This window comes from Brenneria sp. g21c3, assembly GCF_040240345.1.
Taxonomy (GTDB): domain Bacteria; phylum Pseudomonadota; class Gammaproteobacteria; order Enterobacterales; family Enterobacteriaceae; genus Brenneria.
Genome location: NZ_JBEIAB010000010.1, coordinates 1 through 26676, shown reverse-complemented (window position 1 = coordinate 26676; position 26676 = coordinate 1). Strand labels below are relative to the sequence as shown.

At 51.7% G+C, this 26676-nt stretch carries 20 protein-coding genes; 7 read left to right on the top strand and 13 right to left on the bottom strand.

Translation table 11 applies throughout. The annotated features are described in order from the left end of the window. Positions 1–69 precede the first annotated feature (69 nt). The 3 genes from fdhD to ABRZ28_RS15250 all read left to right on the top strand — a co-directional run bounded on the left by fdhD (position 70) and on the right by ABRZ28_RS15250 (position 4014). Complete coding sequence (gene fdhD, locus ABRZ28_RS15260) at positions 70–888, top strand: formate dehydrogenase accessory sulfurtransferase FdhD (RefSeq protein WP_330520781.1); 819 nt, start codon at positions 70–72, stop codon at positions 886–888. A gap of 289 nt (positions 889–1177) precedes the next feature. Then, positions 1178–1804, top strand: coding sequence for a superoxide dismutase [Mn] (gene sodA / locus ABRZ28_RS15255; RefSeq protein WP_330520779.1), 627 nt, complete (start codon positions 1178–1180; stop codon positions 1802–1804). A 311-nt stretch (positions 1805–2115) separates the two neighbouring features. Then, complete coding sequence (locus ABRZ28_RS15250) at positions 2116–4014, top strand: methyl-accepting chemotaxis protein (RefSeq protein ID WP_330520778.1); 1899 nt, start codon at positions 2116–2118, stop codon at positions 4012–4014. 1254 nt (positions 4015–5268) lie between these two features. Here ABRZ28_RS15250 and ABRZ28_RS15245 read toward each other — a convergent pair. The 5 genes from ABRZ28_RS15245 to ABRZ28_RS15225 form a co-directional block, all read right to left on the bottom strand. After that, on the bottom strand, positions 5269–5631 hold the full coding sequence (locus ABRZ28_RS15245; RefSeq protein ID WP_330520777.1) for a YibL family ribosome-associated protein: 363 nt from the start codon (positions 5629–5631) through the stop codon (positions 5269–5271). 94 nt (positions 5632–5725) lie between these two features. Then, on the bottom strand, positions 5726–6262 hold the full coding sequence (locus ABRZ28_RS15240) for an MltR family transcriptional regulator (protein ID WP_330520776.1): 537 nt from the start codon (positions 6260–6262) through the stop codon (positions 5726–5728). A gap of 134 nt (positions 6263–6396) precedes the next feature. Beyond that, positions 6397–7545 carry a mannitol-1-phosphate 5-dehydrogenase gene (locus tag ABRZ28_RS15235; protein ID WP_319605110.1) on the bottom strand — a complete coding sequence of 383 codons (1149 nt, stop codon included), beginning with the start codon at positions 7543–7545 and terminating at the stop codon, positions 6397–6399. Positions 7546–7607: 62 nt separating this feature from the next. After that, entirely contained in the window at positions 7608–9524 is a 1917-nt protein-coding gene (locus tag ABRZ28_RS15230) for a PTS mannitol transporter subunit IICBA (protein ID WP_319605089.1), read from the bottom strand. Positions 9525–9874: 350 nt separating this feature from the next. Next, on the bottom strand, positions 9875–10582 hold the full coding sequence (locus tag ABRZ28_RS15225; protein ID WP_330520775.1) for a DUF3053 domain-containing protein: 708 nt from the start codon (positions 10580–10582) through the stop codon (positions 9875–9877). 419 nt (positions 10583–11001) lie between these two features. Between ABRZ28_RS15225 and ABRZ28_RS15220 the strand changes: the two genes are divergently transcribed. The 3 genes from ABRZ28_RS15220 (at position 11002) to ABRZ28_RS15210 (ending at position 14886) form a co-directional block, all read left to right on the top strand. Next, positions 11002–11964, top strand: coding sequence for a helix-turn-helix domain-containing protein (locus tag ABRZ28_RS15220; protein ID WP_330520774.1), 963 nt, complete (start codon positions 11002–11004; stop codon positions 11962–11964). Positions 11965–12044: 80 nt separating this feature from the next. After that, the gene (locus ABRZ28_RS15215; protein ID WP_330520773.1) at positions 12045–13502 is read left to right on the top strand and encodes an APC family permease; all 1458 of its coding nucleotides are present in this window, start codon (positions 12045–12047) and stop codon (positions 13500–13502) included. A gap of 22 nt (positions 13503–13524) precedes the next feature. Beyond that, positions 13525–14886: an aminotransferase class III-fold pyridoxal phosphate-dependent enzyme gene (locus ABRZ28_RS15210; RefSeq protein WP_330520771.1), complete on the top strand. Its 1362-nt coding sequence runs from the start codon at positions 13525–13527 to the stop codon at positions 14884–14886. 61 nt (positions 14887–14947) lie between these two features. Here ABRZ28_RS15210 and ABRZ28_RS15205 read toward each other — a convergent pair whose 3' ends face one another. Together ABRZ28_RS15205 and pgtP are read right to left on the bottom strand one after the other, a co-directional pair. Beyond that, a complete protein-coding gene (locus tag ABRZ28_RS15205) occupies positions 14948–16093 on the bottom strand; it encodes an iron-containing alcohol dehydrogenase (RefSeq protein WP_330520770.1) in 1146 nt (381 codons plus the stop codon). Between the two features lie 745 nt (positions 16094–16838). After that, complete coding sequence (gene pgtP, locus ABRZ28_RS15200) at positions 16839–18152, bottom strand: phosphoglycerate transporter protein PgtP (RefSeq protein ID WP_330520769.1); 1314 nt, start codon at positions 18150–18152, stop codon at positions 16839–16841. A gap of 420 nt (positions 18153–18572) precedes the next feature. Here pgtP and ABRZ28_RS15195 point away from each other — a divergent pair, with 420 nt between their 5' ends. Continuing rightward, positions 18573–19091, top strand: a complete 519-nt coding sequence (locus tag ABRZ28_RS15195; RefSeq protein WP_330520768.1) for a helix-turn-helix domain-containing protein — start codon at positions 18573–18575, stop codon at positions 19089–19091. 19 nt (positions 19092–19110) lie between these two features. Here ABRZ28_RS15195 and glyS read toward each other — a convergent pair whose 3' ends face one another. The 6 genes from glyS to ABRZ28_RS15165 form a co-directional block, all read right to left on the bottom strand. After that, positions 19111–21180 carry a glycine--tRNA ligase subunit beta gene (gene glyS / locus ABRZ28_RS15190; protein ID WP_319605081.1) on the bottom strand — a complete coding sequence of 690 codons (2070 nt, stop codon included), beginning with the start codon at positions 21178–21180 and terminating at the stop codon, positions 19111–19113. Positions 21181–21189: 9 nt separating this feature from the next. Then, positions 21190–22119, bottom strand: coding sequence for a glycine--tRNA ligase subunit alpha (gene glyQ / locus ABRZ28_RS15185; protein ID WP_319605080.1), 930 nt, complete (start codon positions 22117–22119; stop codon positions 21190–21192). 320 nt (positions 22120–22439) lie between these two features. Beyond that, positions 22440–23117, bottom strand: a complete 678-nt coding sequence (locus ABRZ28_RS15180) for a hypothetical protein (protein WP_330520765.1) — start codon at positions 23115–23117, stop codon at positions 22440–22442. Next, positions 23114–25048 carry a LysM peptidoglycan-binding domain-containing protein gene (locus tag ABRZ28_RS15175; RefSeq protein ID WP_330520764.1) on the bottom strand — a complete coding sequence of 645 codons (1935 nt, stop codon included), beginning with the start codon at positions 25046–25048 and terminating at the stop codon, positions 23114–23116. The genes ABRZ28_RS15180 and ABRZ28_RS15175 overlap by 4 nt, the downstream gene beginning before the upstream one ends. Positions 25049–25061: 13 nt before the next feature. Continuing rightward, the gene (locus ABRZ28_RS15170) at positions 25062–25604 is read right to left on the bottom strand and encodes a hypothetical protein (protein WP_330520763.1); all 543 of its coding nucleotides are present in this window, start codon (positions 25602–25604) and stop codon (positions 25062–25064) included. Further along, on the bottom strand, positions 25597–26544 hold the full coding sequence (locus tag ABRZ28_RS15165) for a DUF2345 domain-containing protein (RefSeq protein ID WP_330520870.1): 948 nt from the start codon (positions 26542–26544) through the stop codon (positions 25597–25599). Before ABRZ28_RS15165 ends, ABRZ28_RS15170 begins: the two co-directional genes overlap by 8 nt. Positions 26545–26676: the final 132 nt, after the last annotated feature.

The following is a 26676-nucleotide window of genomic DNA, read 5'->3' as shown; positions in this document are numbered from 1 at the left end:
GTTCGCATCGGCCGGGAGGCGGTGAAATAATACCGGTATGAATCAGCGACACGAACACAGGTATTCCAGGTGAAAAGCGTTAATCCACAAACGATCGCGCTGCCGACAGGCGCATGCCGGCGGACAGTCAGCCATCAGGGGACGCTGGCGCAGCCGCAGGCCGACTGGCTGGCGGAGGAAGTGCCGGTGGCGCTGGTCTATAACGGTATTTCACATGTGGTGATGATGGCTTCGCCGAAAGATCTTGAGCTGTTCGCGCTGGGATTCTCCCTGTCCGAGGGCATCATTCAGTCGCCGCAGGATATTTACGGCATAGACGTGCAGCCGGCGTGCAACGGCATTGAAGTTCAGATCGAGCTTTCCAGCCGCCGCTTCGCCGGTTTAAAAGAACGGCGCCGGGCGATGGATGGCCGTACCGGCTGCGGCGTCTGCGGCGTGGAGCAACTGGCGGAGATCGGCAAGCCCGTTACGCCCCTGCCCTTTACCCAAACTTTTTCGCTCAGCCGCCTTGAGTCGGCGTTGACGCAGTTGAAGAACGTACAACAGGTGGGTCAGTTGACGGGTTGTACGCATGCCGCGGCCTGGATTACGCCGGAGGGCGCGCTGAGCGGCGGCTGCGAGGATGTCGGACGCCACGTCGCGCTGGATAAACTGCTCGGCATGCGCGCGAAAAACCCCTGGCGGCAAGGCGCCGTGCTGGTTTCCAGCCGGGCCAGTTACGAGATGGTGCAAAAGTCCGCCATGTGCGGCGTGGAGATCCTGTTTGCGGTTTCCGCCGCCACCTCGTTGGCCGTGGAGGTCGCCGAGCGATGCAATTTGACGCTGGTGGGATTTTGTCGTCCGGGGCGCTGCACCATCTATACTCATCCGCAGCGGCTGCATGAATAACGGCCGGGATCAAAAAGCTTAGTCTGATGACGCATTACTTAGACTGATTTGTTTCATCACATAGCAGAAGCACATAACCGCTTGTTATACGGCCCTAAAACAACAAGCGGAAACGCCTTCAAACAAGAATAATCATTTTCAATATCATTTAATTAACTATAATGAACCTAATTCTTACGCGGTGCTAACAAAAGCGGTGCCGCAAAATTTTGTGTACTAGAATAATTGTGTACGATACCTGTTTTCAGTACTACAACACTTAGGTACGACAACCACGGAGATGCTAAACATGAGTTATTCACTACCGCCACTGCCTTATGCTTATGATGCGCTGGAGCCACATTTCGACAAACAAACGATGGAAATCCATCACTCCAAGCACCATCAGACCTACGTTAATAATTCTAATGCAGCGCTGGAATCCCTGCCTGAATTCGCACAACTGACGCCGGAAGAACTGATCGCGCAATTGGACAAAGTACCGGCGGATAAAAAGACCGCTTTACGCAACAACGTGGGCGGACACGCCAACCATAGCCTGTTCTGGAAAGGCCTGAAACTGGACACGACGTTGACCGGCGATCTGAAAGCCGCCATTGAACGCGATTTCGGCAGCGTCGACGCTTTCAAAGAAAAATTTGAAAAGGCCGCCGCAACCCGATTTGGCTCCGGCTGGGCCTGGCTGGTACTGAAAGATGACGGCAAACTGGACGTTGTTTCCACCGCCAATCAGGATAGCCCGCTGATGGGCGAAGCCATTTCCGGCGCTTCCGGCTATCCGATTGTGGCGCTGGACGTCTGGGAACACGCTTACTACCTGAAATTCCAGAACCGTCGTCCTGACTATATCAAGGCGTTCTGGAACGTCGTCAACTGGGACGAAGCCGCCAAACGTTTCTCGGAAGCGAAAAAATAATCGGCCGCATTAATTACCCGTCAATTCATATTTGATAACAGAACCGGAATAACAAATTGTTATTCCGGTTTTTTATTTTCTTTTTACTTTCTGTTTTTCATACCTATTTTTCATCGCCGCGCCGTCACGGAAGATGTTAAAGTTTTATTACTTATTGCCGATAATTTATACGTGATTCTATCGCGTGGTTTTTATACCGATATGTTGTACTTCACACGACATCTTATGGCGCAACCTTCCATTGTCAGCGTGATAAAACGTGATGCGTGCGCCAGAGAACGTATTCTGTTTATGGGATAATGGAAGAAAAAATGGCGATAAAATTCGAAGATATCAACGTCGGTAAAAAATTAGGCTTAGGCTTCTTCCTGGTCTTAATAATGACGATCATTATTGCCGGCGCAGGCATCATGCACATTGAGGAATTACAAGAAAGCATTGATAAGGTGAACTTAAGCAACAATATCAATGATGAAATTAATCAGGCAAAATATTATCGCGTACGCTATAGCTCCACCTATGACGCTGAAGATATAAAACAAAACAATGTCAGCATCGATAAAATCAATACCTATGCCTCTCACGCCAAAGAACTGGACTGGCCGGAAAACATCAGCGAAAAATTTCCGCAGATAGAAAGTCTGATCGCCGAATATCGGCAAAAACAGCAAAACTACATTGAAGCCGTCGACAAAAAAGATAATGTCAGGAAAAGCTGGAATATTTCCGAAACGGAAGAACCATTAAAAAAATTGGGCGATCAATTAATTAGCGACTACAGCGCGACCGCGCTGCAATTACTGTTTACCGAACTGAATTATAAACTGATGGCCGTACGCTATCATGTCCGCGGCTTATTGCTGTCGCGCGATGAGGAAGCGCAGGAAAACCTCGCCGCCGCCATTAAAGAAGCACAGGCCACGCTGAATGAGCTGCATCAGCATCCGTATCTGACCGCGGAACAAAAGGCGACGCTTACGCCGGTTCTCAACACCCTGAGCGTTTATGAAGGGCGCGCCATGGCCTATATTCCCGCCTATCGGGAAGAGCTGGCTCAGGCGCAACAGCTGCAAAATATCGCTGAGCAGCTCAATCTGATCATCAAGTCCCTGCTGAACGAGCAGCTACAGCTCACGCAGCAGGACATCCGCACGGCCGAGATACAGATGGGCATCACCGCGCTGATTACCCTTATCCTTGGCTTGCTGATTTCCTGGTTTATCTCACGCCAGATAACGACGCCGCTGCATAACACGCTGAATATGGCCGAACGCATCGCCACCGGCGATCTTACCATGAGCCTCGACACCACCCGCCGTGATGAGCTGGGCCAGCTCATCAGAGCCATGTCGAAGATGAATGCCAACCTGCACAATATGATCGATGAGATCCGCATCGGCGTTAGCCAGATCTTCACCGCCTCAAGGGAGATCGTCGCCGGCAACACCGATCTGTCCTCGCGTACCGAGCAACAGGCCGCCGCCGTTGAACAAACCGCCGCCAGCATGGAACAGCTGACCGCAACGGTAAAACAAAATGCGGACAATGCCCATCACGCCAATACGCTGGTGATCAACGCCTCCCAAACGGCGAAACAAGGCGGCGAGCAGGTGAATAACGTGGTGAAAACCATGACGGAGATTGAGCACAGCTCCCGACGTATCGCGGAGATCACCTCGGTGATTAACGGCATCGCTTTCCAGACCAATATTCTGGCCCTGAACGCCGCCGTTGAAGCCGCCCGCGCGGGCGAGCAAGGCCGGGGATTCGCCGTGGTCGCCAGCGAAGTTCGCAATCTGGCGCAGCGCAGTTCGCAGGCGGCCAAAGAAATCGCCAGCCTGATCGCCGAATCCGTCGAACAGGTGAGCCACGGGGCAACGCTGGTCGGCAACGCGGGTAAAACGATGAATGATATCGTCACCTCTGTGACCCAGGTACATAGCATTATGGGCGAGATCGCCACCGCGTCGGATGAACAGAGCCGGGGAATTACGCAGATCAATCAGGCGATTGTGGAAATGGACAGCACCACCCAGCAGAATGCCGCGCTGGTTCAACAGTCCTCCGCGGCGGCGGATTCGCTGGAAGAGCAGGCCGCGTTGCTCAAACAGGCGGTTTCCGTATTTCGACTGGCGAACGCACAGGACGATGACTCGCCGGCCGGCATCGCGCTTTCCCGCCCATCGCCGCAGTTAGGTTTTAAACAGTAACGTCCGCAAACCGCCGGAGGACGAATAAACGGCGCCCGGCTTCATTCTCGCGTAGGCGGGAATCAGTCAATGGCTATCTACGGTTTCAGCCGGCGATCCCCGCCGTCATTCTCGCGTAGGCGGGAATCAGTCAATGACTGTCTACGGTTTCAGCCGGCGATCCCCGCCTACTGCCGCGGGGATGACGAGGAGTTAACGGGGATGACGCAGTGTTGACGGGAATGGCGAGGGGTTAACTGGGCGCCGAAGTATTACGGGGATAATAAGGTAGCGGCAGATACGCCTCCCCACCGTCATTCTCGCGTAGGCGGGAATCAGTCAATGGCTGTCTACGGTTTCAGCCGGCGATCCCCGCCGACTGCCGCGGGGATGACGAGGAGTTAACGGGGATGACGCAGTGTTGACGGGAATGGCGAGGGGTTAACTGGGCGCCGAAGTATTACGGGGATAACCAGGTTGCGGCAGAGACGCACCCCCACCGTCATTCTCGCGTAGGCGGGAATCAGTCAATGACTGTCTACGGTTTCAGCAGGCGATCCCCGCCGACTGCCGCGGGGATGACGAGGAGTTAACGGGGATGACACAGTGTTAACGGGAATGGCGAGGCGTTAACTGGGTGCCGAAGTATTAACGGGGATAACAAGGTTGCGGCGGAGACGCCTCCCCACCGTCATTCTCGCGTAGGCGGGAATCAGTCAATGACTGTCTACGGTTTCAGCAGGCGATCCCCGCCGACTGCCGCGGGGATGACGAGGAGTTAACGGGGATGACGAGGGGTTAACGGGGATGACGCAGTGTTGACGGGAATGGCGAGGGGTTAACTGGGCGCCGAAGTATTACGGGGATAATAAGGTAGCGGCAGATACGCCTCCCCACCGTCATTCTCGCGTAGGCGGGAATCAGTCAATGGCTGTCTACGGTTTCAGCCGGCGATCCCCGCCGACTGCCGCGGGGATGACGAGGAGTTAACGGGGATGACGCAGTGTTGACGGGAATGGCGAGGGGTTAACTGGGCGCCGAAGTATTAACGGGGATAACCAGGTTGCGGCAGAGACGCACCCCCACCGTCATTCTCGCGTAGGCGGGAATCAGTCAATGGCTGTCTACGGTTTCAGCCGGCGATCCCCGCCTACTACCGCGGGGATGACGAGGAGTTAACGGGGATGACGCAGTGTTGACGGGAATGGCAAGGGGTTAACTGGGCGCCGAAGTATTACGGGGATAATAAGGTAGCGGCAGAGACGGATCGGCGGGTTAAAATGCTTTGGGCGCGTAACCCGTCATCTCTTGCAAACCCATTTCGCGTCCCAGCGCCGTCATGGGATGCACCACCACCAATCCGCGTACGCTTTTCTTCAGCGCGCCCAGATTCGCCTGCTCTTTTTTGCTGATGGCGCGGCTGAATGGCAAACGGGTCAGCTTTTTCGCTTCCTGGCTGAGTTTCTGCTCCCTCACATTGCGCAGGCGTTCAATTTCCGCCGCCAGCTTCTCGCATGCTTCCAGATTAAGCGCTATCGCTTCGGCATCGCCCTGTTCAAGCAGGGAGATCTGCTTACGATTCAACTTATCCAATTGATCGCTAAGGCGTTTAATTTCTGTTTTTTCCTGCTCTTTCATAACGTATAAACCTGTATCACGGGAGAATCATGCGGGTGCAAGCATACACGAAACCGTGTCGCAGGTGCAGTGGTCAAGGGGAAGGAAACCTCGGCTAAAAGGCTTTTTTCAAGCTAATCCGGGAAATCAATTCCGTGAGCGATAACACCAGCGTGGAACGAATCATCTGCTGATAACGCTGTTGTTGCATGCCGATCAATACGTTATCGGCAGCGGCGGCGGGCAATGGCGGCTCGGCGGGCAATACGCTGACGCAGTGCAATTCGCCAATCGGGCCAAGAATTTCATCGTCGGTAAAATGATAATTATGCTCGTCGTGCGCCAATTCGTCGCTCAACGCCAGCAGCAATTCGGCATCCTCATACTCTTTACGGCTGATCATCCCTAACCCGTAAATCAGCTTGAGACGCACGCACAGATCCCCCAGCGGGCCGGTTCCCGTCATCAGCGGTTCAACCGCGTATTTAACGGCATAGTCATCCTTGCGGAATACCTGCAACATCAGAATACTGACCGCTTCAGCTAATAACTCGGCGGCCCGGAGCATGAAATCACGTACCGTGGAGGCCGAATTGAGTGATTCAAGAACCCGGTTTTCAAACGCCTGTGTTTCTTCCATCGTCACTTCCATTGCGCTAATCCGTACACCGATTATCTCCAATCCGGTAACCTGACTTACCGACGGATACGGTGATGTCGGTTATGCCCGGCATCACCAGTTCCAAACATCAACGGTACTGAACGCAACCAGGGATCGCGCGCCGATTACTGCATGGCGTTATACACACTCACCGCCCGGGCGACAACTTCACTCTCCGCATCCAGACCGGAAATCTGCGCCAGCGCCGCCTGCGGCCCCAGTTTTTCCAGTAATGCGGCTAACTCCCGCGCTTGCGGATCCTGCTCGCTGCGGAAATGCATCGCCGCGGCAATGCCGGTAATCAGATTATCATGCGGCAATTGATATTCCAGCGTCCCCAGCAGCGGCTTAATCAGCCGGTCGCCCGCGCTCAGTTTACGCAGGGGCTGGCGTCCCACACGTTCAACATCATCATGCAGGTAAGGGTTTTCAAAGCGGCTGAGAATTTTATCGATATAGGCCGCGTGTTTTTCAGGATCGAAACCGTAGCGTTGAATCAATACGGCGCCGCTCTCTTCCATCGCGCCTTTAACCACGGCGCGTATCTTCGGGTCGAGAATGGCGTCACGCACCGTCTGGCGTTTCGCCAACTGACCCAGATACGCGGTGATGGCATGGCCGGTGTTCAGCGTAAACAGTTTGCGCTCGACAAACGCCATCAGGTTATCGGTCAGCTCCATCCCCGGAATGGCCGGCGGCGTTTCCTTGAACTGAGTCTGGTCGACGATCCATTCGCTGAAGGTTTCCACCGTAACGGCCAGGATATCGCCGCCGCCGGCTTCGGCAGGCGGGACGATACGGTCGACGGCGGAATCGACGAATCCCACATGTTCCTCGACCCACTGCCGCTGGTCGGCCGGCAACAGCTTCAGCACGTGCTGTTTAAGCTGGCTGGTGCCGCGCACCATATTCTCGCAGGCGATAATGTTCAACGGACGCTCGTTGCCGTCGGCGCGACGTTTCACCAGCCCCTGCGCGATGGTTCCGGCGATCTTTTCCAGAATTTGCGGCCCGACGGCCGTGGTGACCAGATCGGCCTCGGCGATCAGCGCCACCGCGTCCTGACTGCCGCTGTGAACGGCGCTGACATTGCTGACGGCATCGAGCCGCGTTTGTTCGCCCACGATGCGTACCTGATAGCTATTGCGGCTATTCAACGCATCCAACAGCGGCTGATTAACATCCGCAAAGGTCAGTTCGGTATCGGCGTCAGCCAACAGTTTACCGATGAACCCGCGACCGATATTACCAGCACCAAAATGTAATGCTTTCATCATGCTTTACCCTTTTAAAACAACATTCTGATAAGAGGCCGCCCGCAGGCGGCGTCACCGTTTCAGGCGCTCTTTTTGCCCGACAGCAGGTCGAGCACATCCTGTACGTTCTGGGTATGCGTCAGACGCTCAATCACGGATTCGTCGTCCAGCGCATTGGTCAGGCTGGTAATCACCTGAATGTGTTCGTTATTCCGGGCGGCAATACCGATAACCAGGCGCGCGACGTCATCGTCGCTCTCGCCGAAGCGCACGCCGTCGGGGTACTGACAGAAGACCACGCCGGTTTTCAGCACCTGGTCTTTGGCTTCGATCGTCCCGTGCGGCACCGCGATGGATTCGCCCAGATAGGTTGACGTCAGTTCTTCACGCTCCAACATCGCATCGACGTAGGCCGGCTCCACGTAACCGCCTTTCACCAGTTGTTCACCGGCAAAACGGATAGCCTGTTCTTTGCTTGCGGCCTGTTGGTTGAGGAAGACATTGGCGGCGCCAAGCTGGAACAGCGTGGCCCCTTCACCGACGACATCCGGTTTGGCGGCCGCGGTTGCCGGCGCCGGAGAAGCGCTGCCCTGCGCGGCGACCAGACGGGCGACCAGATCGCCATACAGTTGGCTATCGAGGAAGTTGGTCAGCGAGATGTGCTGAGCCTGCGGCGCATGGCGCAATGCGCGTTCGGTAAGATCGCGGTGGGTAATGACCAGATCGACATCCGGCGGCAGGTTATTGATGGCGCTGTTGGTGACGGAGACATTCGCCAGCCCGGCATCCTGCACTTTTTTGCGCAGCACGCCGGCGCCCATGGCGCTGGAGCCCATGCCGGCGTCGCAGGCAACGATAATTTTACGCACGGTGCTTAAATCGCCGCTGACGCCGGTACTGACGCTATCCGCGCCTTTGGTCGACGATTTCAACGCCTGCACGCGCCGAGTCGCTTCGTCGAGGTCTTCTTCAGGTTTGTTTTTCGTGCTTTTCAGCAGAACCACGGCAACCACGAAAGAGACGGCGAATGCCGCCACAATGGCCGTCAGGTTGGCGAAATAAGCGCCTTTCGGCGTCATGGCGAGCACAGCCAGAATAGAGCCCGGAGACGCCGGAGAAATCAGGCCGCCGCCCAGCAGGCTCAGCGTGAATACGCCGGTCATACCGCCGAGGATAACGGCGATGATCAGGCGCGGATTCATCAGCACGTAGGGGAAGTAGATTTCGTGGATACCGCCAAAAAAGTGGATGATGGCCGCGCCCGGAGCGGACTCTTTGGCGTTGCCGCGGCCAAAAAGCATATACGCGACCAGTACGCCCAGACCGGGGCCAGGGTTGGTTTCAATCAGGAAGAAGATGGATTTGCCGGTTTCCGTCGCCTGCTGAATGCCCAGCGGCGAGAAGATACCGTGGTTGATGGCGTTGTTCAGGAACAGAATTTTTGCCGGTTCGACGAAGATAGAGGTCAACGGCAACAGGCTGTTGCGTACCATCACGTTAACGCCGGCGGCCAGCGCCTGCGAGAACACCTCGACCAGCGGACCGATAGCCAGAAACGACAGGATCGCCAGCAGCATACCGATGATGCCGGCAGAGAAGTTGTTGACCAGCATTTCAAAACCGCTTTTGATTTTGCCGTCAACCAGCGTGTCGAAGCGCTTAATCGCCCACCCGCCCAACGGACCGGCAATCATCGCTCCCATGAACATCGGGATATCGGTCCCGGCGATCACCCCGATGGTGGTGATGGCGCCGACCACGCCGCCGCGTTCGCCAAACACCAGACGGCCGCCGGTATAACCAATCAGCAACGGCAGCAGATAGGTGATCATGGGGCCGACCAGTTTCGCCAGCGTTTCGTTGGGAAGCCAACCGGTAGGAATAAACAGCGCGGTAATAATACCCCAGGCGATAAATGCGCCGATGTTGGGCATCACCATGTTGCTAAGAAAGCGACCAAAGTTCTGAACCTTGATCTTGATGTCTGGTGAAAGCATAAAAACACACTCCTGTTGAACGCGCTGACGTTGAGAGCGCGTGGTCATTTTCGTGAGACGGAGTGAGTAATTTCCGTCCGATCCCCGTATGCAGATCGGACTCTAGCATTCTGTTTTCACTTAGCAATCGAAGGGAAATTTGTGACAAATGTCACACATTTGAAAAACATGTGAGTCACAAATTAGTGATGGAGTTCACAAAAGGCGGGATTTTGGACAAATATTGCGCATTCACACGTTAGCGGAGATGTGACAAGAATCACAATTCCGCAACATGCTTTTGTATCGCTTATGAGAGATAAATCACAATTTATTTTCGGCTGAACGCCAAATCAGGAGCACGGAACATTCTAACGCTTTACCGCGCCATTCAACGCACTCATCAAACTCTGTTGTTGAACCGCGAGCGCCGCCACCATGCCGTTATATTGAGCAACCTGCTGCGGCGTACGGAATTGCACCGAATCGCCGTTAAAGATCGCCTGATCGCCCTGCGCTTCAAGGTAGTCGCCTACCTGAATCAGACTTTGTACAAACGAGATGGCGCCGGGAATGATTGGCAGTAAGACATTGGTCGGCTGCGTAACGACCTGCGCGTACAGTCGATGATAGATAACCTGTAGCTCTTCCGGCTGTTTGAGCTGGCGCAGCGCATTGTCTGCCTGCGACTTGGCCGTCTGAATCTGCTGTCCCAGCAGGTTTACCGCGGCGGCGGACTGGCGAAGATTATCGCGCTGCAACAGATAATCCTGCGGTACGCGAATACGGGAAACCTGATCCAGCATCGGCGTCAGGCTGCCCGCCACCGCTTGATCGAACTGCTGGGAAAAAGTGGTTAAAATAGCGTAATCGTTAACAAAAGGCCCGAATTGGGTCTTTTGCTCTTCCGTCAATACAGGTAATTTCCCATCCTGCGGCAAATGAATATTTTGCAGAAAACCGACGAACGCTTTGCGCTGGTCGGCCTCGGAATCGCCGCAGGCGGCCAGTTGCAGCGCAATAAAAAACATCAGAACCGGCAACAGCCAGCGTGAGTGAGATTCCATCAACCCTTTCATTCCATCCCCTTGTTTTGCATGCTTGCCAGGCGTCGCGATCTTCACAGAGAGAACCCGCCGCAAGCCTATTTCAGATAACCGTAAGCATAGTCGAATCAGTCGGTTCATGCCGCAGGGCGAAAAGCGGTGAACACCCCGCTACGCTTGCCGCGCGGGCGCGTCAAAATAATAGCGGACGGGAGCGTCAGGGGAATGGGTGCTTCAAAAATGAGCAATTCACCTATATTGGTGCAACGGGAAAGCGGGTTTTATTTCGGCATATTAAGAAGGCAATAGATTTAGACCTTAATTAAGCGTGGGTTTGAATCAATATCCCGTCGTTTCTTGTTTCACAGATTAAAATTCTGCCAGATTTCGATATTTTCATGGCTTGATTTTTGCTGATCTTTTTTACCCTCTTTTTCAGGTAAGGACAGATTATGGAACTCACTTCTTATTCCAGTCAGCAGAATGGTTTCCGTTGCGCCTCGCATATTCAAGAGCTGGCCCAGCATAGTCAACTCCTTACTGACTGGTCATTACGCTACGACCAGATTTCTCAGGGCCGATTCGAAGGCGAGATTAAAGAAGCCTGGCTGGATGGCGTGCAATTTTACGAAGAGCGGCTGTCGCAATCGGTGTTTCAAAGCGGTGAAGGCCGCGCGGATACGCTCTGTTTAGGGGTATTCAACGCCCTGTCGGGCGATACGCGCTGGATGGGAAAAAATCTGACGTTGCAGGATGTCACCTGGTCTTACAAACGTGGGGAATTGATGCTGCAAACGCCTGAATACTCATCATTGCAGGTATTAAGCATCCCGCTTTCCCTGATCCCCGATATGATCGATGAATTACCGCACGCCGTTTACGCCGTCAGGAACGATGCGTTGGCGTCTCGCATCAGGCGACAGATAACGGCAGTGCTCCACAGCATGATAGAACATCCTCTACAGATGGCGGAAAAACAGGCCAGACTTCAGTTCAAGAGCGACATCAGAGGCTTGGCGTTCGCCTTTTTCGATGTAATCGGCAAGCATCCCCCGGCGGTAAAACATTCGCGCCAGAAAGCGCAGCGCGTTGTGGCTAAAGCGCAGGAAGCGCTGATAGCCAACCGGGACCGGCCGCTGACCATGGATGAGCTATGCCTTATCACGCACACTTCCCGCCGCACGTTACAGAACTGTTTTGAGACGGTGACCGGGCAAAGTCCGGCCGTTTTTCTCAAAAACATGCGGCTGAACGGCGTGAAAAGGATGCTGGTTATGGGTAATGAAGCCTCGAATATCAGCGAGATCGCTTCAAAATGGGGGTTTTGGCACCTGTCTCAATTTACCGTCGACTATAAACGTTTGTTCGGCGAACTGCCGTCGCAGACCCTTAAAGCCATTCGCTGCCCCGGCTGAAATGTTTGCCAGATTTCGATAACGGCAACGTCCCACAGCTTCATAGACTGGCCATGATCCATCAGCAAGGGGACGGGAACATGGCAAAGCACAATTTTCCGCAAGAAAATCGATATCCGCAAAAAAATCAGCTTCAGAAAGGCAGTCTCGGACTGTGGTCGATCATCTTTTTCGTCATTGCGGCCGCCTCGCCGTTAACCGGGGTTATCGGGGGATTGCCCGTCGCGTTTATGGCGGGAAACGGCGCCGGCGTACCGGGCGTATACGTTCTGGCAGGGATATTGCTGATCGTTTTCAGCTTCGGATTCATCGCCATGAGCCGCTACGTGGTCAATGCCGGCGCGTTTTACGCGTATATCGCCCAGGGACTGGGTACCCGCTGCGGCATCGCCGGATTAAGCATCGCCCTGCTGGCCTATACGGCGATACAGCTTGCCGTCACGGCCATGTTCGGCTTCTTTTTCTCGCAGTTCCTTCACGTTCAAACCGGGGTGGTTATTCCCTGGTGGCTGTTCTCGCTGGCCATGCAGATTCTGGTGGTGGCGCTCGGCATCGCCAAGGTCGAGCTGGGCGGCAAGGTGCTTGGGGTCTTGATGCTGCTGGAAGTCGGTATTGTGCTGCTGGCGGATGTCGCTATCTTCACGCGGCCGATCGCCTTCGAGTTAAGTTCATTCAGCCTGGCAACCGTATTTCATGGCGATATCGGGATCGCCATGATATTCGCCATCTGCTCTTTTGTCGGATTCGAAGCCACGGCGATTTACTCGGAAGAGTGCCGTGAACCGGGAAAAGTCATCCCTCGCGCCACGCTGTTGGCGGTGACGTTGATTACCGCCTTTTTCGCCCTGACCGGCTGGGCGTTCGTGCAGTATGCCGGTTCGGCGAACATCGCGGCGATGGCGGCAAAGGATCCGGGCATGTTCGTCTTTAGCGTGACGGAGAGCGTATTAGGGCCCTGGGCGATCCATGTGATGTCCGTCCTGCTGCTGACCAGTCTTTTTGCGGCGGCGCAGGCGTTTCACAATACCCTTTCACGTTATTTATTCGCCATCAGCCGCGACGGCCTGGCGTGGTCGAAAATGGCGAAAACGCACCCGAGGCACCAAACGCCCTATGTGGCAAGCCTTGCGCAGGGCGTCTTTATGTTTTGCGCAACGGCGCTGTTCGCCCTCGCCCGGCTCGACCCGATGGCGCACGTCTTTGCCTGGGCGTCTGCATTGGGCAGCATGTCGATTCTGCTGTTGCAGCTTTGCGTTTCCGTCGCGGTGGTGGTGTATTTCCTGCGCCACTCATCACTGCGGGTTTCCCTGTGGAGCCGGCTGATTGCCCCCGTTATCTCGGCGATCGGCATGTCGGCGGCGCTGATCATGGTGGTCGGCAACCTTGACGTATTGAGCGGCTCCGCCTCCCCCGTGGTTTCATCCCTGCCTTATCTGGTGCTGATCGTCGCATTGGGCGGCTTTCTGGGCGCGCATTTTTTGCGCCGTCTGAATCCGCAGCGCTACTCGCGAGTAGGTCAAATCGTCGAAAATCTTTAATAACTTTTCACGGAGTATTGCTATGACTATGCCGAACACCTCCGCCGGGAATAGCGGTTACCGCTTCTGGCACCCCATGGCCCACCCTAACGACTGGTCGGGCCGCGATCCGCTACGCATCGTCAAGGGCGACGGCGTGTTTGTCTGGGACGACAAAGGCCGGAAAATGCTGGATGGCTTTGCGGGACTGTGGTGCGTCAACGTCGGCCATAACCGCCCGGAAGTGAAAGCCGCCATCGCCAAACAGATGGATGAGCTGGCTTACTACCAGTTGTTTGACGGCGTGAGCCACCCGGCGGCGGAAAAGCTGGCGAACCGGCTCATCCAGATGACCCGGCAAGAGAACATGAGCCGCGTACTTTACGGCATGGGCGGGTCGGATGGCGTGGAGACGGCGCTAAAGGTCGCGCGACAATATTGGATATTGCAAGGCGAACCTCAGCGCACCCGTTTTATTTCGCTGAAAAACGCCTATCACGGCGTCCATATGGGGGGAACCTCGGTGTCCGGGCTGCCGGTTTATCGCCTGAACTACGGCCCCATGCTGGAGGGCTGCACCCAGATTGAATCACCGTGGCTCTATCGCAATCCCTGGAACTGCGACGATCCCATTGAGCTGGGCAAGCTGGTCGCCGCACAGTTGGAGCGTGATATTCTTTACTACGGCCCGCAAACCATCGCGGCCTTTATCGCGGAGCCGATACAGGGCGCGGGCGGCGTCATTGTTCCGCCAGCCAACTTCTGGCCTTTGGTGCGGGAAGTGTGCGACAGGTACGGCGTACTGTTGATTGCCGATGAAGTCGTGACCGGCTTCGGCCGCAGCGGTTCGATGTTCGGCTCCCGCGGCTGGGGCGTCAAACCCGATATCATGGTGTTCGCCAAAGCCCTGACGGCGGGCTATGTACCGCTCTCGGCCACCGTGTTCAACCAGCGTATTGAATCCGTCTATCTGGAAAATCGTGATGCCCGCGGCCTGCTGATGACGGGTTACACCTATGGCGGCCATCCGCTGGCCTGCGCGGCCGGGCTGGCGGTGCTGGATATTGTGGAGAACGAAAACTTGCCGGCTAACGCGGCGCATATGGGGGAATATTTACTGGGCCGGCTGCAATCCTTCGAACAGCGCTTTCCCTCCGTTGGCGACGTGCGCGGCAAAGGGTTGATGATCGCGCTTGATCTGGTTGAAGATAAAACGACCAAAGCCTCCCTGGCGGCCGATAATAATCTGGCTTTTCGTATCGCCGAGGCAACCCGCGATGCGGGGGCGGTGGTTCGCCCGGTTGGCCCGAAACTGGTGCTCGCGCCGCCGCTGGTGATTGATAAAGCCGGTTGCGATCTGCTGGCATCAGCACTGCAGACCGCGTTTGAACAGCAGGATAGGTAAATAAAAAACGTCCGCGAGCGGAAAACCGCTCCCGGACGTTGGTTGTTAGCGCGGACGGAGATTAATTGCCGTAATAGGAGACGGTATACAGTTCCTTCATATCTTCTACTTGCGGATTGCCGGGATTGGTCAGCGTACAAGGGTCTTCCAGCGCGTTCTGACTCATACGATCGAGCACCTTATTGAATTTTTCTTCGCTGAAATCCACTTCATCGCACTCACGGAACGTATCGGGAATATTAAGCCGATGGTTCAGATCCCGAATGGCGCTGGCCAGATTGATGATGCCGAAACGCTTCTCAATCTGTTGATATTTACTGGTCCAGTGGCGATTAAACTGAATCACGTACGGCAGCATTATCGCGTTGGCCAGACCGTGGGTAACGCCGAATTCGCCGCCAATCTTATGCGCCAGCGAATGAATAATCCCCAGAGAGGCGTTGGTAAAAGCGATGCCCGCCAGCGCCGAGGCGTTATGCATGTGGAAACGGGCCTGCATATTGTCCGGCGACAGATAAGCGGTTTCCAGATTCTCAAACACCAGCCGAATGGCCTCCAGCGCGTAAGGGTCGGTAAACGAGGTGGCGGCGGTAGACACATAGGCTTCCAGCGCATGAGTCAACACATCCATGCCCGAATGCGCCGTAATGTGCGGCGGACAGGTTGCCGGAATAGCCGGATCGAGGATAGCGATATCCGGCACCATATCCGCGGCGACGATGGGGTATTTAATATGGCTTTCCGTATCGGTAATCACGGAAAAGGCGGTGATTTCCGAAGCCGAACCGCTGGTGGAAGGAATGGCCACGAATTTGGCCTTGTTGCGCAGCGGCGGCATCGAACCGACGGGCAGGATATCCTCCAGCGTCAGATGCGGATGCTCATAGAAACACCACATGACTTTCGCCGCGTCGATAGCGGAGCCGCCGCCGATCGCCACGATCCAGTCCGGCTGGAATTCCAGCATCGCTTTGGCGCCGCGCTGCACCGTCGCCACCGAGGGATTCGGCTCGACGTTATCAATCAGCAGGCAGTCCATTCCAGCCTGATTGAGCAGTTTCTCAGCCTGGGCCAGAAAACCGTGCCGCTTCATGGAACTGCCGCCGGTCACAAGGGCCGCCCGGCTGCCGCGTAAGGTGGCGAGCCGCTCCATCGCATTTTCACCGTAGGTGATGTCACGCGGAATAGAAAAGTTAATCGCACTCATAATGAACTCCTGTAATTAATAATAAGCTATATAAACTGTTCTACAGCTGACAGAGAGTCACGATGCTATCGGTTCACCTTACCGGGTTATACTCGTCATACTTCAAGTTGCCGGTGCGTGGAATTTTCTATCCGCCACTTCCAGCCCCTCGAATTATGCAGAGTAGATTATTTTCATTCTTTTTTGTCCTGGCCGATCAACAACAGGACTATTCCTCTGTCTGGCGATCAATAAATAAAATATCTCTTTCAGATGCATATGCGTTGGCTTCATTGAATGACCCGGTTACTCTCCCTTGCGCGTTGATACCGGGTTGAAATAAACAAACCAAATAAAATCATGATATTATTTATTTCATTTATACTTTCACTGACATCAGACGTAATCTGAATTTATTTTTAGTATAAACCTGATATTAAATGATAATTGTGATCTTTATTCTATTTCATAAAAAATGAAATAGAATAAAAACAGCAGTATTTTCATGGTTATAATTCACATCATCGGTATCATCCAGGCACGTAAAAATAATTATCATTATGTTGACAAGATGAAATATTAATTAACAAAAACCGTTAATGGAATGATATTTAATTTATATTAGCGTGTTAAACAATCAATACCGAACGCCGCTGACCTTCGGTATTGATTTAGTGCCGCGGTTATCATGCAAGAATATCAGCCGCCGGCAAAAACGGCAGACCTGGTTATCCCCGGTTGCATCCGCGTTGTCAGACAAGTCGTGCTATTTTCTTAGCGTTAAACATAAAAATACGATAGCCAGGAGGCAAGAGAGGATTAATGTGATAAATCCGCCGCTCCACCCGGCAATATCGACGACAAACCCCATAAATACGCCGGCGCAGGCAGAACCGATAAGATAACCAAGCAAGCCCGTTAACCCTGTAGCGCTTCCCGTCGCCTCTCTGGGAACCAGATCGGCGGCCTGTAGGCCGATCATCATGACAGGGCCGTAGATCAGAAAACCAATGGCGACCAGGCTGATATTATCAATCAGCGGCTTTCCGGGAGGATTAAACCAGTAAACCAGAATGGCAATCAACACCCCGACCATAAAGAGCATGGTTGCCGGCGCTCTTTTCCCTTTAAACGCCAGATCGCTTAAATAGCCGCTAACCAGCATGCCCGGTATCCCCGCCCACTCATACAGGAAATATGCCCATCTTGAATTCTCTTTACTAAAACCTTTTACTTCGGACAGATAGGTCGGCGCCCAGTCAACTACGCCATAACGAATAAAATAAACGAAAATATTGGCGACCGCGATATACCAAAGATATTTATTTTTCAGTACATACTTAACGAATATCTCTTTATGCGATAAATCCGACGATAATTGGCAAGACGCATTTTCCACATTTTCTTTTTTATAAACGTCTATAGGCGGCAACCCGCAAGACTGCGGCGTATCTTTCATTAAAAAGAAAGTAACCACGGCAATTATTATGGCGATGACCGCAGGAAAGAAAAAGATACTGTGCCATGTACTAAATAAAAAAATCCCCAGTGTGGCTAATGGCGCGATAAGTCCGCCGCCCAAATTGTGAGAAACGTTCCACCATGACCACCATTTCCCGCGTTCTTTTTGTGAAAACCAGGTCACCATGGTTTTCGCATAGGGAGGATAGCCCATCCCTTGCGCCCAACCATTCATGAAACTTAATACGCACATGATCGGGATACTCGCCATGACGCCCGGCATGAGTCCAAAAATCATACAGATAAGCGCGCTGATTAATAGCCCCGTCGTGGCAAAATATTTAGGATTGGATCGGTCGGAAACGCTTCCCATAATAAACTTGCTTATTCCATAAGCAACGGAAAGCAGCGTCAGGGAGATGCCTAGCGAAGCTTTGGTATAACCGTAATCTTCTATCATGTAAGGAATAGCCAGACTGTAGTTTTTCCTTAAAAGATAAAAAGCGGCGTATCCCAAAAACGTAGCTAAAAAAACCTGATACCGGATATTTTTATACTCTTTATCTATTTCTGACCTGGGTAATAGATCTTTATGCTTTGCCGGTGTAAAAATAGACACATTATTTTCCTTATAAAGAATGAAATTCAGGAAGTCATAACATCTCCACCAAAAGGTTTATTTCCTTCCCTGTTGAAATGAACGAAAAGATTAATTTTATATGCGAGTCAATACGGACTGATGAATCAGACATCAGCCTATTAAATTCCCCTTTATACCCGTCATACTTCAAGCTACAGGTGCGTTGGTTGCGCTCAGTATCCACACATCCGGGCATTCTTATATAATCGGAGACAATAACCCATCGAACCAATCTTGTTTAATGGCCGGTATTGTGTGATTCTCTAACGTTTATCTGTATTTACCCTCATTAACGCCTGGGTATAGACAAACATTATCCGAACAAAAAGACTATATCAAGCCCTTATATCGAATTTTTGTGACGGTAAATATACTTTTAATTCGAAGGGAGTATTTTGCATGGCGGAAGCGCGACAAAACGACGAATACGATGCAAAACATGACCGGGAGTCCGTCATAGAAAAACAGTCTATTCACCGATTTGGTGAGCGGCTGAAAATCGCTATGAACGGAATCAGTAACATGGAGCTATCACGGCGTAGCGGTTTATCCGAAACGACGATTCGCAAGTATGTTCAGGGAAAGATTTATCCGGGGCTGGACAGCCTTGCGCTCGTCGCCGAAGCCTGTGGCGTATCGCTCGCCTGGTTGGCTACGGGCAACGACAACTCGAATAAAAGTTCGAAAGATGAAAGCGGGACAACGTATCAGGCAAGGGAAGGCGCGCCGCAGGCCGGCAATGACAATGACGCCAGCAAAGAACTGGAGGCCATTTTCCGCCGTCTGACAAATGAAGATAAAAACGCGCTGATTGACACCATTTACCGCATTGGCATTGAAGGGCTGCTAAACCAATTAAAAGCAGAGCAGAAAGATAAAACCACAGCGCCGAAAAATGACGTTCCCCCCGCATCGTGAAGAGGGAACGCCGTAAACGTTACTGCAACAGCGAAATATCCGCCACTTTAAGGAACAGATTGCGCAGCGCATCAAGCAAGGTCAGGCGATTCACGCGCACAGACTCATTTTCGTCCATCACCATAACCTGCTCGAAGAAGGCATCCACCGGTTCGCGCAGCTCGGCCAGCTCAACCAGCGCTTCCTGATAACGACCTTCGGCGAACAGCGGCTCCAGCTTGTCGCGCAGTACCACCAGATACGTCGCCAATTTGATTTCCGCCGGGTCTTTCAGCACCGCCGCATTCACGCGCTCATTCAGCGTATCGCTGGATTTCGCCAGAATATTGGACACGCGCTTATTGGCCGCCGCCAGCGCGGCGGAAGCGTCCAGGGTACGGAAATGGCTTACCGCTTTCACCCGCGCATCGAAATCCGCCGGGCGGGTCGGACGGCGCGCCAGCACCGCCTGAATGGTATCCACGCTGTGACCCTCTTCCTGATACCAGGCGCGGAAACGACCGAGCATAAACTCAATCACCTCATCCACCACCTTGGCATTGGTCAGCTTGTCGCCATACAGGCGCACCGCTTCTTCCGTCAGGGTTTGCAGATCCAGCGGCAGTTGCTTCTCGACGATGATGCGCAATACCCCTAACGCCGCGCGACGCAACGCAAACGGGTCTTTATCCCCTTTCGGGTGCTGCCCGATGCCGAAAATCCCCGCCAGCGAATCCATCTTGTCGGCAATCGCCAGCGCGCAGGCCACCGGGGAAGAAGGCAAATCGTCGCCGGCGAAGCGCGGCTGATACTGTTCATTCAGCGCAACGGCGACATCTTCCGCCTCGCCGTCATGACGCGCATAGTGCATGCCCATCACGCCCTGCGTGTCGGTAAACTCAAACACCATGTTGGTCATCAGATCGCACTTGGACAGCAGTCCCGCACGGGTGGCGTGATTCACATCGGCGCCGATCTGCTCGGCTACCCAACCCGCCAACGCCTGAATACGGTCGGTTTTATCGCGTAATGAGCCGAGCTGTTGCTGGAACAACACGGTTTCCAGCCGCGGCAAATGATCTTCCAGCCGCTTTTTCCGGTCGGTATTGAAGAAGAACTCCGCATCCGCCAGACGCGGCCGCACCACTTTTTCGTTACCGGCGATGATTTGCTGCGGATCGCTGGATTCAATGTTGGCGACGAAAATAAAGTTCGGCAGCAGCTTGCCGTCGTCGTCATAAACCGGGAAGTATTTCTGGTCGCCCTTCATGGTATACACCAGCGCTTCCGCCGGCACGGCCAGGAATTTTTCTTCAAATTTGGCGGTCAGCACCACCGGCCATTCCACCAGCGAGGCCACTTCTTCCAGCAGACTGTCGCTCAGATCGGCGTTGCCGCCGATGTTGCGGGCGGCCTCTTCGGCATCCGCTTTGATTTTGGCTTTACGCGCCTCGTAATCCGCCACCACCTTGCCGCGCTCCAGCAGGATGTCAGGATATTGATCGGCGTTCTCGATAGTGAATTCCGCCTCGCCCATGAAGCGGTGACCGCGAATGGTGCGGGCGGCGTCAATCCCCAGCACCTGCCCCGGGATCAGTTCATCGCCCAGCAGCAGAGTAACGGTATGCACCGGACGCACAAACTGGGTGTCTTTATCGCCCCAGTGCATCAGTTTCGGGATCGGCAGCTTAGACAGCGAAACGCTGACCATGTCCGTCAGCAGCGCCTGCGCCTGCTTGCCTTTCACCTGCGCGCGGTACAGCAGCCATTCGCCTTTATCGGTTTTCAGACGTTCAGCCTGATCGACCGCGATACCGCAGCCGCGCGCCCAGCCTTCGGCCGCTTTGGTCGGCTTGCCGGAAGCGTCAAACGCCTGCGCTATCGCCGGGCCGCGTTTTTCTATTTCACGATCCGGCTGCGCGGCGCTTAGGTTCGCCACTTTCAACGCCAGACGGCGCGGCGCGGCAAACCATTTCACCTCGCCGTGAGTCAGGCCGGCGGCATCCAGCTCGGCGGTAAAGTTCGCGGCGAAAGATTCCGCCAGATTACGGAGAGCCTTCGGCGGCAGCTCTTCCGTGCCGATTTCCACCAAAAAAGTCTTGTCAGTCATGGCTGCCTCTTAGCTCTCTTTCTTATTGCACACATTTTTGGCACACAAAGGGAAGCCCAGCGCCTCGCGGGAGGCGTAATAGGCTTCGGCTACCGCTTTGGTCAGGGTACGAATACGCAGAATGTAGCGCTGACGTTCGGTAACGGAAATGGCTTTGCGCGCATCCAGCAGGTTAAAGCTGTGCGCCGCTTTCAAAATTCGTTCGTAAGCGGGCAACGGCAGCGGTTTTTCCAGCGCCAGCAGATGCTGGGCTTCTTTTTCGTACTGCTCGAAGCAGTAGAACAGGAAATCGACGTCGGCATGTTCGAAATTGTAAGTCGATTGCTCCACTTCGTTCTGATGGAACACGTCGCCGTAGGTGGTTTTGCCTAACGGGCCGTCGCTCCACACCAGATCGTAAACGCTGTCCACACCCTGAATGTACATCGCCAGACGTTCCAGACCATAGGTCACCTCACCGGTGACAGGTTTACACTCCAGACCGCCGACCTGTTGGAAATAGGTAAACTGCGTGACTTCCATACCGTTCAGCCACACTTCCCAGCCCAGTCCCCAGGCGCCCAACGTCGGGTTTTCCCAGTTATCTTCCACGAAACGTATATCGTGGACGGTCGGATCCAGCCCCAGCGCTTTCAGGGAGCCGAGGTATAGCTCCTGAATATTATCGGGCGAGGGCTTAATGACGACCTGGAACTGATAGTAGTGTTGCAGGCGGTTGGGGTTTTCGCCGTAGCGGCCGTCGGTAGGACGGCGAGACGGCTGGACATAGGCGGTCGCCATCGGCTCAGGGCCAAGCGCCCGCAGACAGGTCATTGGATGAGAGGTGCCGGCGCCGACTTCCATGTCCAACGGTTGAACGATGGTGCAGCCCTGACGCGCCCAATAATCCTGTAACGTCAGGATCAGGCCCTGGAAGGTCTTGGTATCAAACTTTTGCATTTGGATTCGCACGCGATACAGTGGATTGACAATGAAAGGCGTCAGTATACCCTCTGAGTGCGAGATATACAGCCAGAATGCGGCGAGAAGTTCATATCGGCGCTATTTTTTGGCGGATGGCAGGAGATGAATCATCATGGTTCCAGGTTATCCCGCATCCATCATCATTTACTATTCAATCCGGTAAACAAATCTCGACCACCCTCACCGGGTCATTCGGCCCCAATACTACGGAAGTATCTAACTGATAGCGGAGAAGCTGGGCGGGTATCCTGATTCGGGAGCACCCAAGCAATATCCTGTATTCCATTTCATCAAGTTTATTTAACTCGTTTAAACACAATCCACCCGTTGTTGATCTCCGTAGCGGTAATGTCATCACTCTCATCAAATGAAGATCCGCATATATCAGTAGTATTGAAAAATACCGCGCGTTTATCATCATTGGGCATATCAATTATGTAGCTTTCATCAATTCGATTCACTTCCAGATAACGTAAACAACTTAATTTATATTCATCATTATTTATCTTTTCCAATGGAATAACTTCAGGATTTTTTAAGGAGTACACTCGCCCTTTAAGTTTTTTACCGACCAAATTCACATCAGAATTTTTATCAATTTCTTTTGTATGGTTTGAACCAGAAGTAAAATCACCAACATATTTAAAATGAATTTCATCAATCAATAAAAAATCATTTTCATAAAAAGCACTAGCCCATCCTATAGTGGGTGATGTTTCAATTTCCATATGTTTATAAAAAAAATGAACCGAATTATTTTTCATTTCCATATATATTTCATTATATGAACCCTCATCTATAGCATTATGAAAATAAAAGTTATTTTCTTTTTTTTGCGGATTGTTTGCCAATATAGAATGCGAACTATAGTTTTCGTTTCCATATACCCAATAGGCATAGTAAAGTCCATCATTCATACTTGAAAATGATGTGCTAGCATACATCGATATACATAAACATAATAATTTTTTCATTGAACAATCTCTAAATGAAATGCTGGCTCGCCACGATTAGCATAAGGACTAATATATTTAACCCCATCAATACCATCAATATAATTTTGTATTTCTCTATCAAAAATATTACCATAACGTCCTAATCTAGTTTTACTTATATCTAAAACATTTCTTTTCGAATACATTTCTTCTGAAACACAATGCCTGGAAACAAGCTTATCATCATTGATTAGTTCTATAATTTTTTCTTCCATTTTTTTAATAGCAAATTCTCGATTATTAATACCAGCATCAACACCAGCCTGAATGACCATCCTACCATATTCTTTATAATAGCGTTGAGAAGCCACACCTTTTGAGCGAATATTCTCATACATCGCTCTGGCTTGTTCACGCGGGGTTCGTAAGGTACTTGTAACATGAATTTTTTGAATACCTGCTTTTTTAGCAATGTCTTTAATGATATTTTTTGTTTTATCGCTTACTCGATTTTCATCCATTTTACCTTTAAGAAAAATAATAACAGGTTCGAAACCATTTGATGCAGTATACTCTTTGGCGGTTCCTTCCGTGTCAGTTTGATGTTGTTCAACTGTCTTATTTTGTTCTATTGATATATCAGTTGTTGTTTTAAGATGTACGATGTTTTCCTTATTTTCTACATCTGCTGATACGCTGCCGGCAGGGAGTGCGATATGGCTTCTGCTGTATGCTATGGCACCTTGCGTATTTCCATTTTCAACACCGAGATACTTAACAATCTGTTGCTTTATTTCTTCATTGATATAACGACTAGTGTACGTTATTGCCGATTTAGGATTATCCTGATAATCCCTATCATGAACTATTTTAATCTTCTGACCAACATGAATAATATTTGGGTCCTTCAGGTTATTGTCCTCGGCGATTTCTTCCACTTTTTTATCATAACGTTTGGCAAGCTTTAACAGGGTATCGCCTGGCTTCACTATATATATTTCAAAAGAAGCGCTATTCCCTAATTCGTGTATCTGTTTTTGCTTTGATATATCTTCCTTGTCAGAACGTTTTGCATTACCGGACATAGTAAAATATTTATAATTACCCCTCAAGATTGAGAACACGATTTCAGAACCAGGCCGAGTACAGATTTCCATTGTCATACCATTACTATCCGTAACGCCTCTAAAGAAAATGGGCCGCGATTCCAAATGAGAAACAATGTCTGGAAATAAAGGACTTGCTCCATTAGTAATCATTGCAATGTAGTTTTTCCCAGCTACCGGGATACCTGAACCAGAAGACAGTTTAAATTTCGTATTCACTTTTTTATTCTTTAACAATGACGTAATATCAGAAAGATGAGAAACAATATAATTACCCCATTTTACGGCGTCCGGACTAACGTTTCTCTGCTCACTATGGAATTTTCTTAAGCTAGACATGCCATCATGATGCAGATAATACAACCACTTCCAGTATTCATCGTCGCTTGAAGAATAATGATCTGCAACTAAGTCTCGAGCTCTAAGAAATGAAAATATAACTGTATAGCACCCAAGCTCCGCATCAAATATTCGTTCTCCTTTAATATCAAGAACGAACCCTAGCCATTTTGAAGAATTACGGTAAGTATAATCAACAAAGTCAATAGTTGCCTGCGCCAAGCCAGCCGCAGTCGTACTTCCGGCCGCAGCATCAGGGTTGAATCCAGATTCAATATGTGTACACAATAAAACATAAGCAATTTCTCTATAATTTAAACCATATCTCACGCCTATTGTTATCAACATATCTATTATTTTTTGTTGACTTTGCTTATCAATATCACCACTAATTCTACTATTACCCTTAATTTTTTTATTTAAATTCACATCAGGGTAAATTTTAAGTCGAGAACTACTTATAATAGCGTCTTTATAATACTCCTTACCTTTGCTGGCATACAACCTGCTATATAAATCACTCATACGCACACCCTAATTAATCTTTATGGTTAACGAAATCAATATAGACAAACGGAGCTTCTTCTCTAATAGCTTTACCCCGCAAAAAAGACGCTTTATCGCCAATAACAAAATCTCCATTAAAATCAAAAATCGGCGACTCAGAGGGTAAACTTAATGAACCTAAAATATTTTCAGCATTGTTCATACCATTCCAATACCCTATCAATATATATTCATCATCTATACAATAAATTTTTTGAGGAACCCAGTTTGTTTCATCAACAACATCATTGAAAGCATCCCCTTGTTTTTCTAATATAATTTTTTGTTTTTTCGACATATACGGTAATTTAAACTCTTTGCTATCAGAGTTTAGCGTAATCTTCAAATTAATACCCTTACAAATATTCGCAGCATGATCTTCAGGGTCCGCCATACAATCAGCCGAAATGCTTAAAAGCGCATTATTGCATTGCATTTGCACATTTTTATGGTGCCATATATCACCGGCTTGGGAACAAAAAGAGAACAAGAACAGTAGCGAAAATAATGCCCATCTTCCTATAAAATTATTCATATTCAACCTCTTGACATCCATCGCAGCCACAATCCGCTTCATGGGATATTGCGTCCTTAATATTCGTGTAATGGACTCTTTCGACAATATCTTCACTGTCATACCAGAAATCATCGTTTAGCATTTCAACAGTAAAGGTTTCTCCTACTTCATTTGAATATACTGGTACAGTATGGCCATCTGAATCAGTAACGCCCAGCATAGTCTGACCATTCGGCAACGTCAGAATATAATTTCTCTGAGCTAAAGGAAAACCATCATCCGACACCGCCGTAAAAACACCACTATATACTGAAGGAATTTTAGGCAAAGGCACATTCAGGCTGGCCGCGCTCATCTTCTGCACATTGGCCGACTTCAGCAGGATATTGCCCGGACAGCCCAGCTCGATTTTCCCGCCCTTCAGCCGGATATATCCCCCGCCGCAGCTCAGCGTCAGCTCTTCTCCCGCCGTGATAAGCACCTTACCCGCCACGCTGCTCACGCTCACATCACGCTGTCCCGTCAGCTCCAGCTCATCGCTCTGCGCCTGCACCGACACCTTTCCCCCGCCCGCAAACAGCTTCATCCCCGACTTCGCCGCATACAGACTCACCTTCTCCCCCGACGACGCCGTCAGCGCCTTCCCCGTACTGATGTCCACATCCTTTCTCGACACCAGCGACACGCTCTCCTCCCCCGACGAAATATGCACCTGCTTCGGACTCACCACCCCTATCCCTTCCGGACCGTGCAACAACACCCCCGCCTGCGCCAGTCCACTCAGACTTTGCACCAGCGCCGACTGGCTGTCGCTATCCCCTTCTTCCGCCTTCGCTATCCCCGCACCCGACTGCAACGTCCTCGCCAGCGACAGCGCCTGCTCCAGCTGCGCTATCGCCGCCGTCATATCCAGCGCCTCGCCCTGCGCGCCTGCCTGTTCGTCCGCGCTGATGAACAGCCCTTTCCCCGCGCAGCTGGTGTTGCTGGTTCAGCAGCCGTTCATGCCGCAGCCGCGCGTAGAAATTGCCCCCTTCCGCCGTCTCGCCTGACGAATCCTCGCCGCTTTCCCCGTCCAGCGTCAGGTAGTGGT

Bases quoted from the DNA above. Each gene is read 5' to 3' on its own strand.
- sodA (WP_330520779.1), top strand. From the start codon at position 1,178: ATGAGTTATTCACTACCGCCACTGCCTTATGCTTATGATGCGCTGGAG.
- ABRZ28_RS15250 (WP_330520778.1), top strand. From the start codon at position 2,116: ATGGCGATAAAATTCGAAGATATCAACGTCGGTAAAAAATTAGGCTTA.
- ABRZ28_RS15245 (WP_330520777.1), bottom strand. From the start codon at position 5,631: ATGAAAGAGCAGGAAAAAACAGAAATTAAACGCCTTAGCGATCAATTG.
- ABRZ28_RS15240 (WP_330520776.1), bottom strand. From the start codon at position 6,262: ATGGAAGTGACGATGGAAGAAACACAGGCGTTTGAAAACCGGGTTCTT.
- ABRZ28_RS15235 (WP_319605110.1), bottom strand. From the start codon at position 7,545: ATGAAAGCATTACATTTTGGTGCTGGTAATATCGGTCGCGGGTTCATC.
- ABRZ28_RS15230 (WP_319605089.1), bottom strand. From the start codon at position 9,524: ATGCTTTCACCAGACATCAAGATCAAGGTTCAGAACTTTGGTCGCTTT.
- ABRZ28_RS15225 (WP_330520775.1), bottom strand. From the start codon at position 10,582: ATGAAAGGGTTGATGGAATCTCACTCACGCTGGCTGTTGCCGGTTCTG.
- ABRZ28_RS15220 (WP_330520774.1), top strand. From the start codon at position 11,002: ATGGAACTCACTTCTTATTCCAGTCAGCAGAATGGTTTCCGTTGCGCC.
- ABRZ28_RS15215 (WP_330520773.1), top strand. From the start codon at position 12,045: ATGGCAAAGCACAATTTTCCGCAAGAAAATCGATATCCGCAAAAAAAT.
- ABRZ28_RS15210 (WP_330520771.1), top strand. From the start codon at position 13,525: ATGACTATGCCGAACACCTCCGCCGGGAATAGCGGTTACCGCTTCTGG.
- ABRZ28_RS15205 (WP_330520770.1), bottom strand. From the start codon at position 16,093: ATGAGTGCGATTAACTTTTCTATTCCGCGTGACATCACCTACGGTGAA.
- ABRZ28_RS15195 (WP_330520768.1), top strand. From the start codon at position 18,573: ATGGCGGAAGCGCGACAAAACGACGAATACGATGCAAAACATGACCGG.
- glyS (WP_319605081.1), bottom strand. From the start codon at position 21,180: ATGACTGACAAGACTTTTTTGGTGGAAATCGGCACGGAAGAGCTGCCG.
- glyQ (WP_319605080.1), bottom strand. From the start codon at position 22,119: ATGCAAAAGTTTGATACCAAGACCTTCCAGGGCCTGATCCTGACGTTA.
- ABRZ28_RS15180 (WP_330520765.1), bottom strand. From the start codon at position 23,117: ATGAAAAAATTATTATGTTTATGTATATCGATGTATGCTAGCACATCA.
- ABRZ28_RS15175 (WP_330520764.1), bottom strand. From the start codon at position 25,048: ATGAGTGATTTATATAGCAGGTTGTATGCCAGCAAAGGTAAGGAGTAT.
- ABRZ28_RS15170 (WP_330520763.1), bottom strand. From the start codon at position 25,604: ATGAATAATTTTATAGGAAGATGGGCATTATTTTCGCTACTGTTCTTG.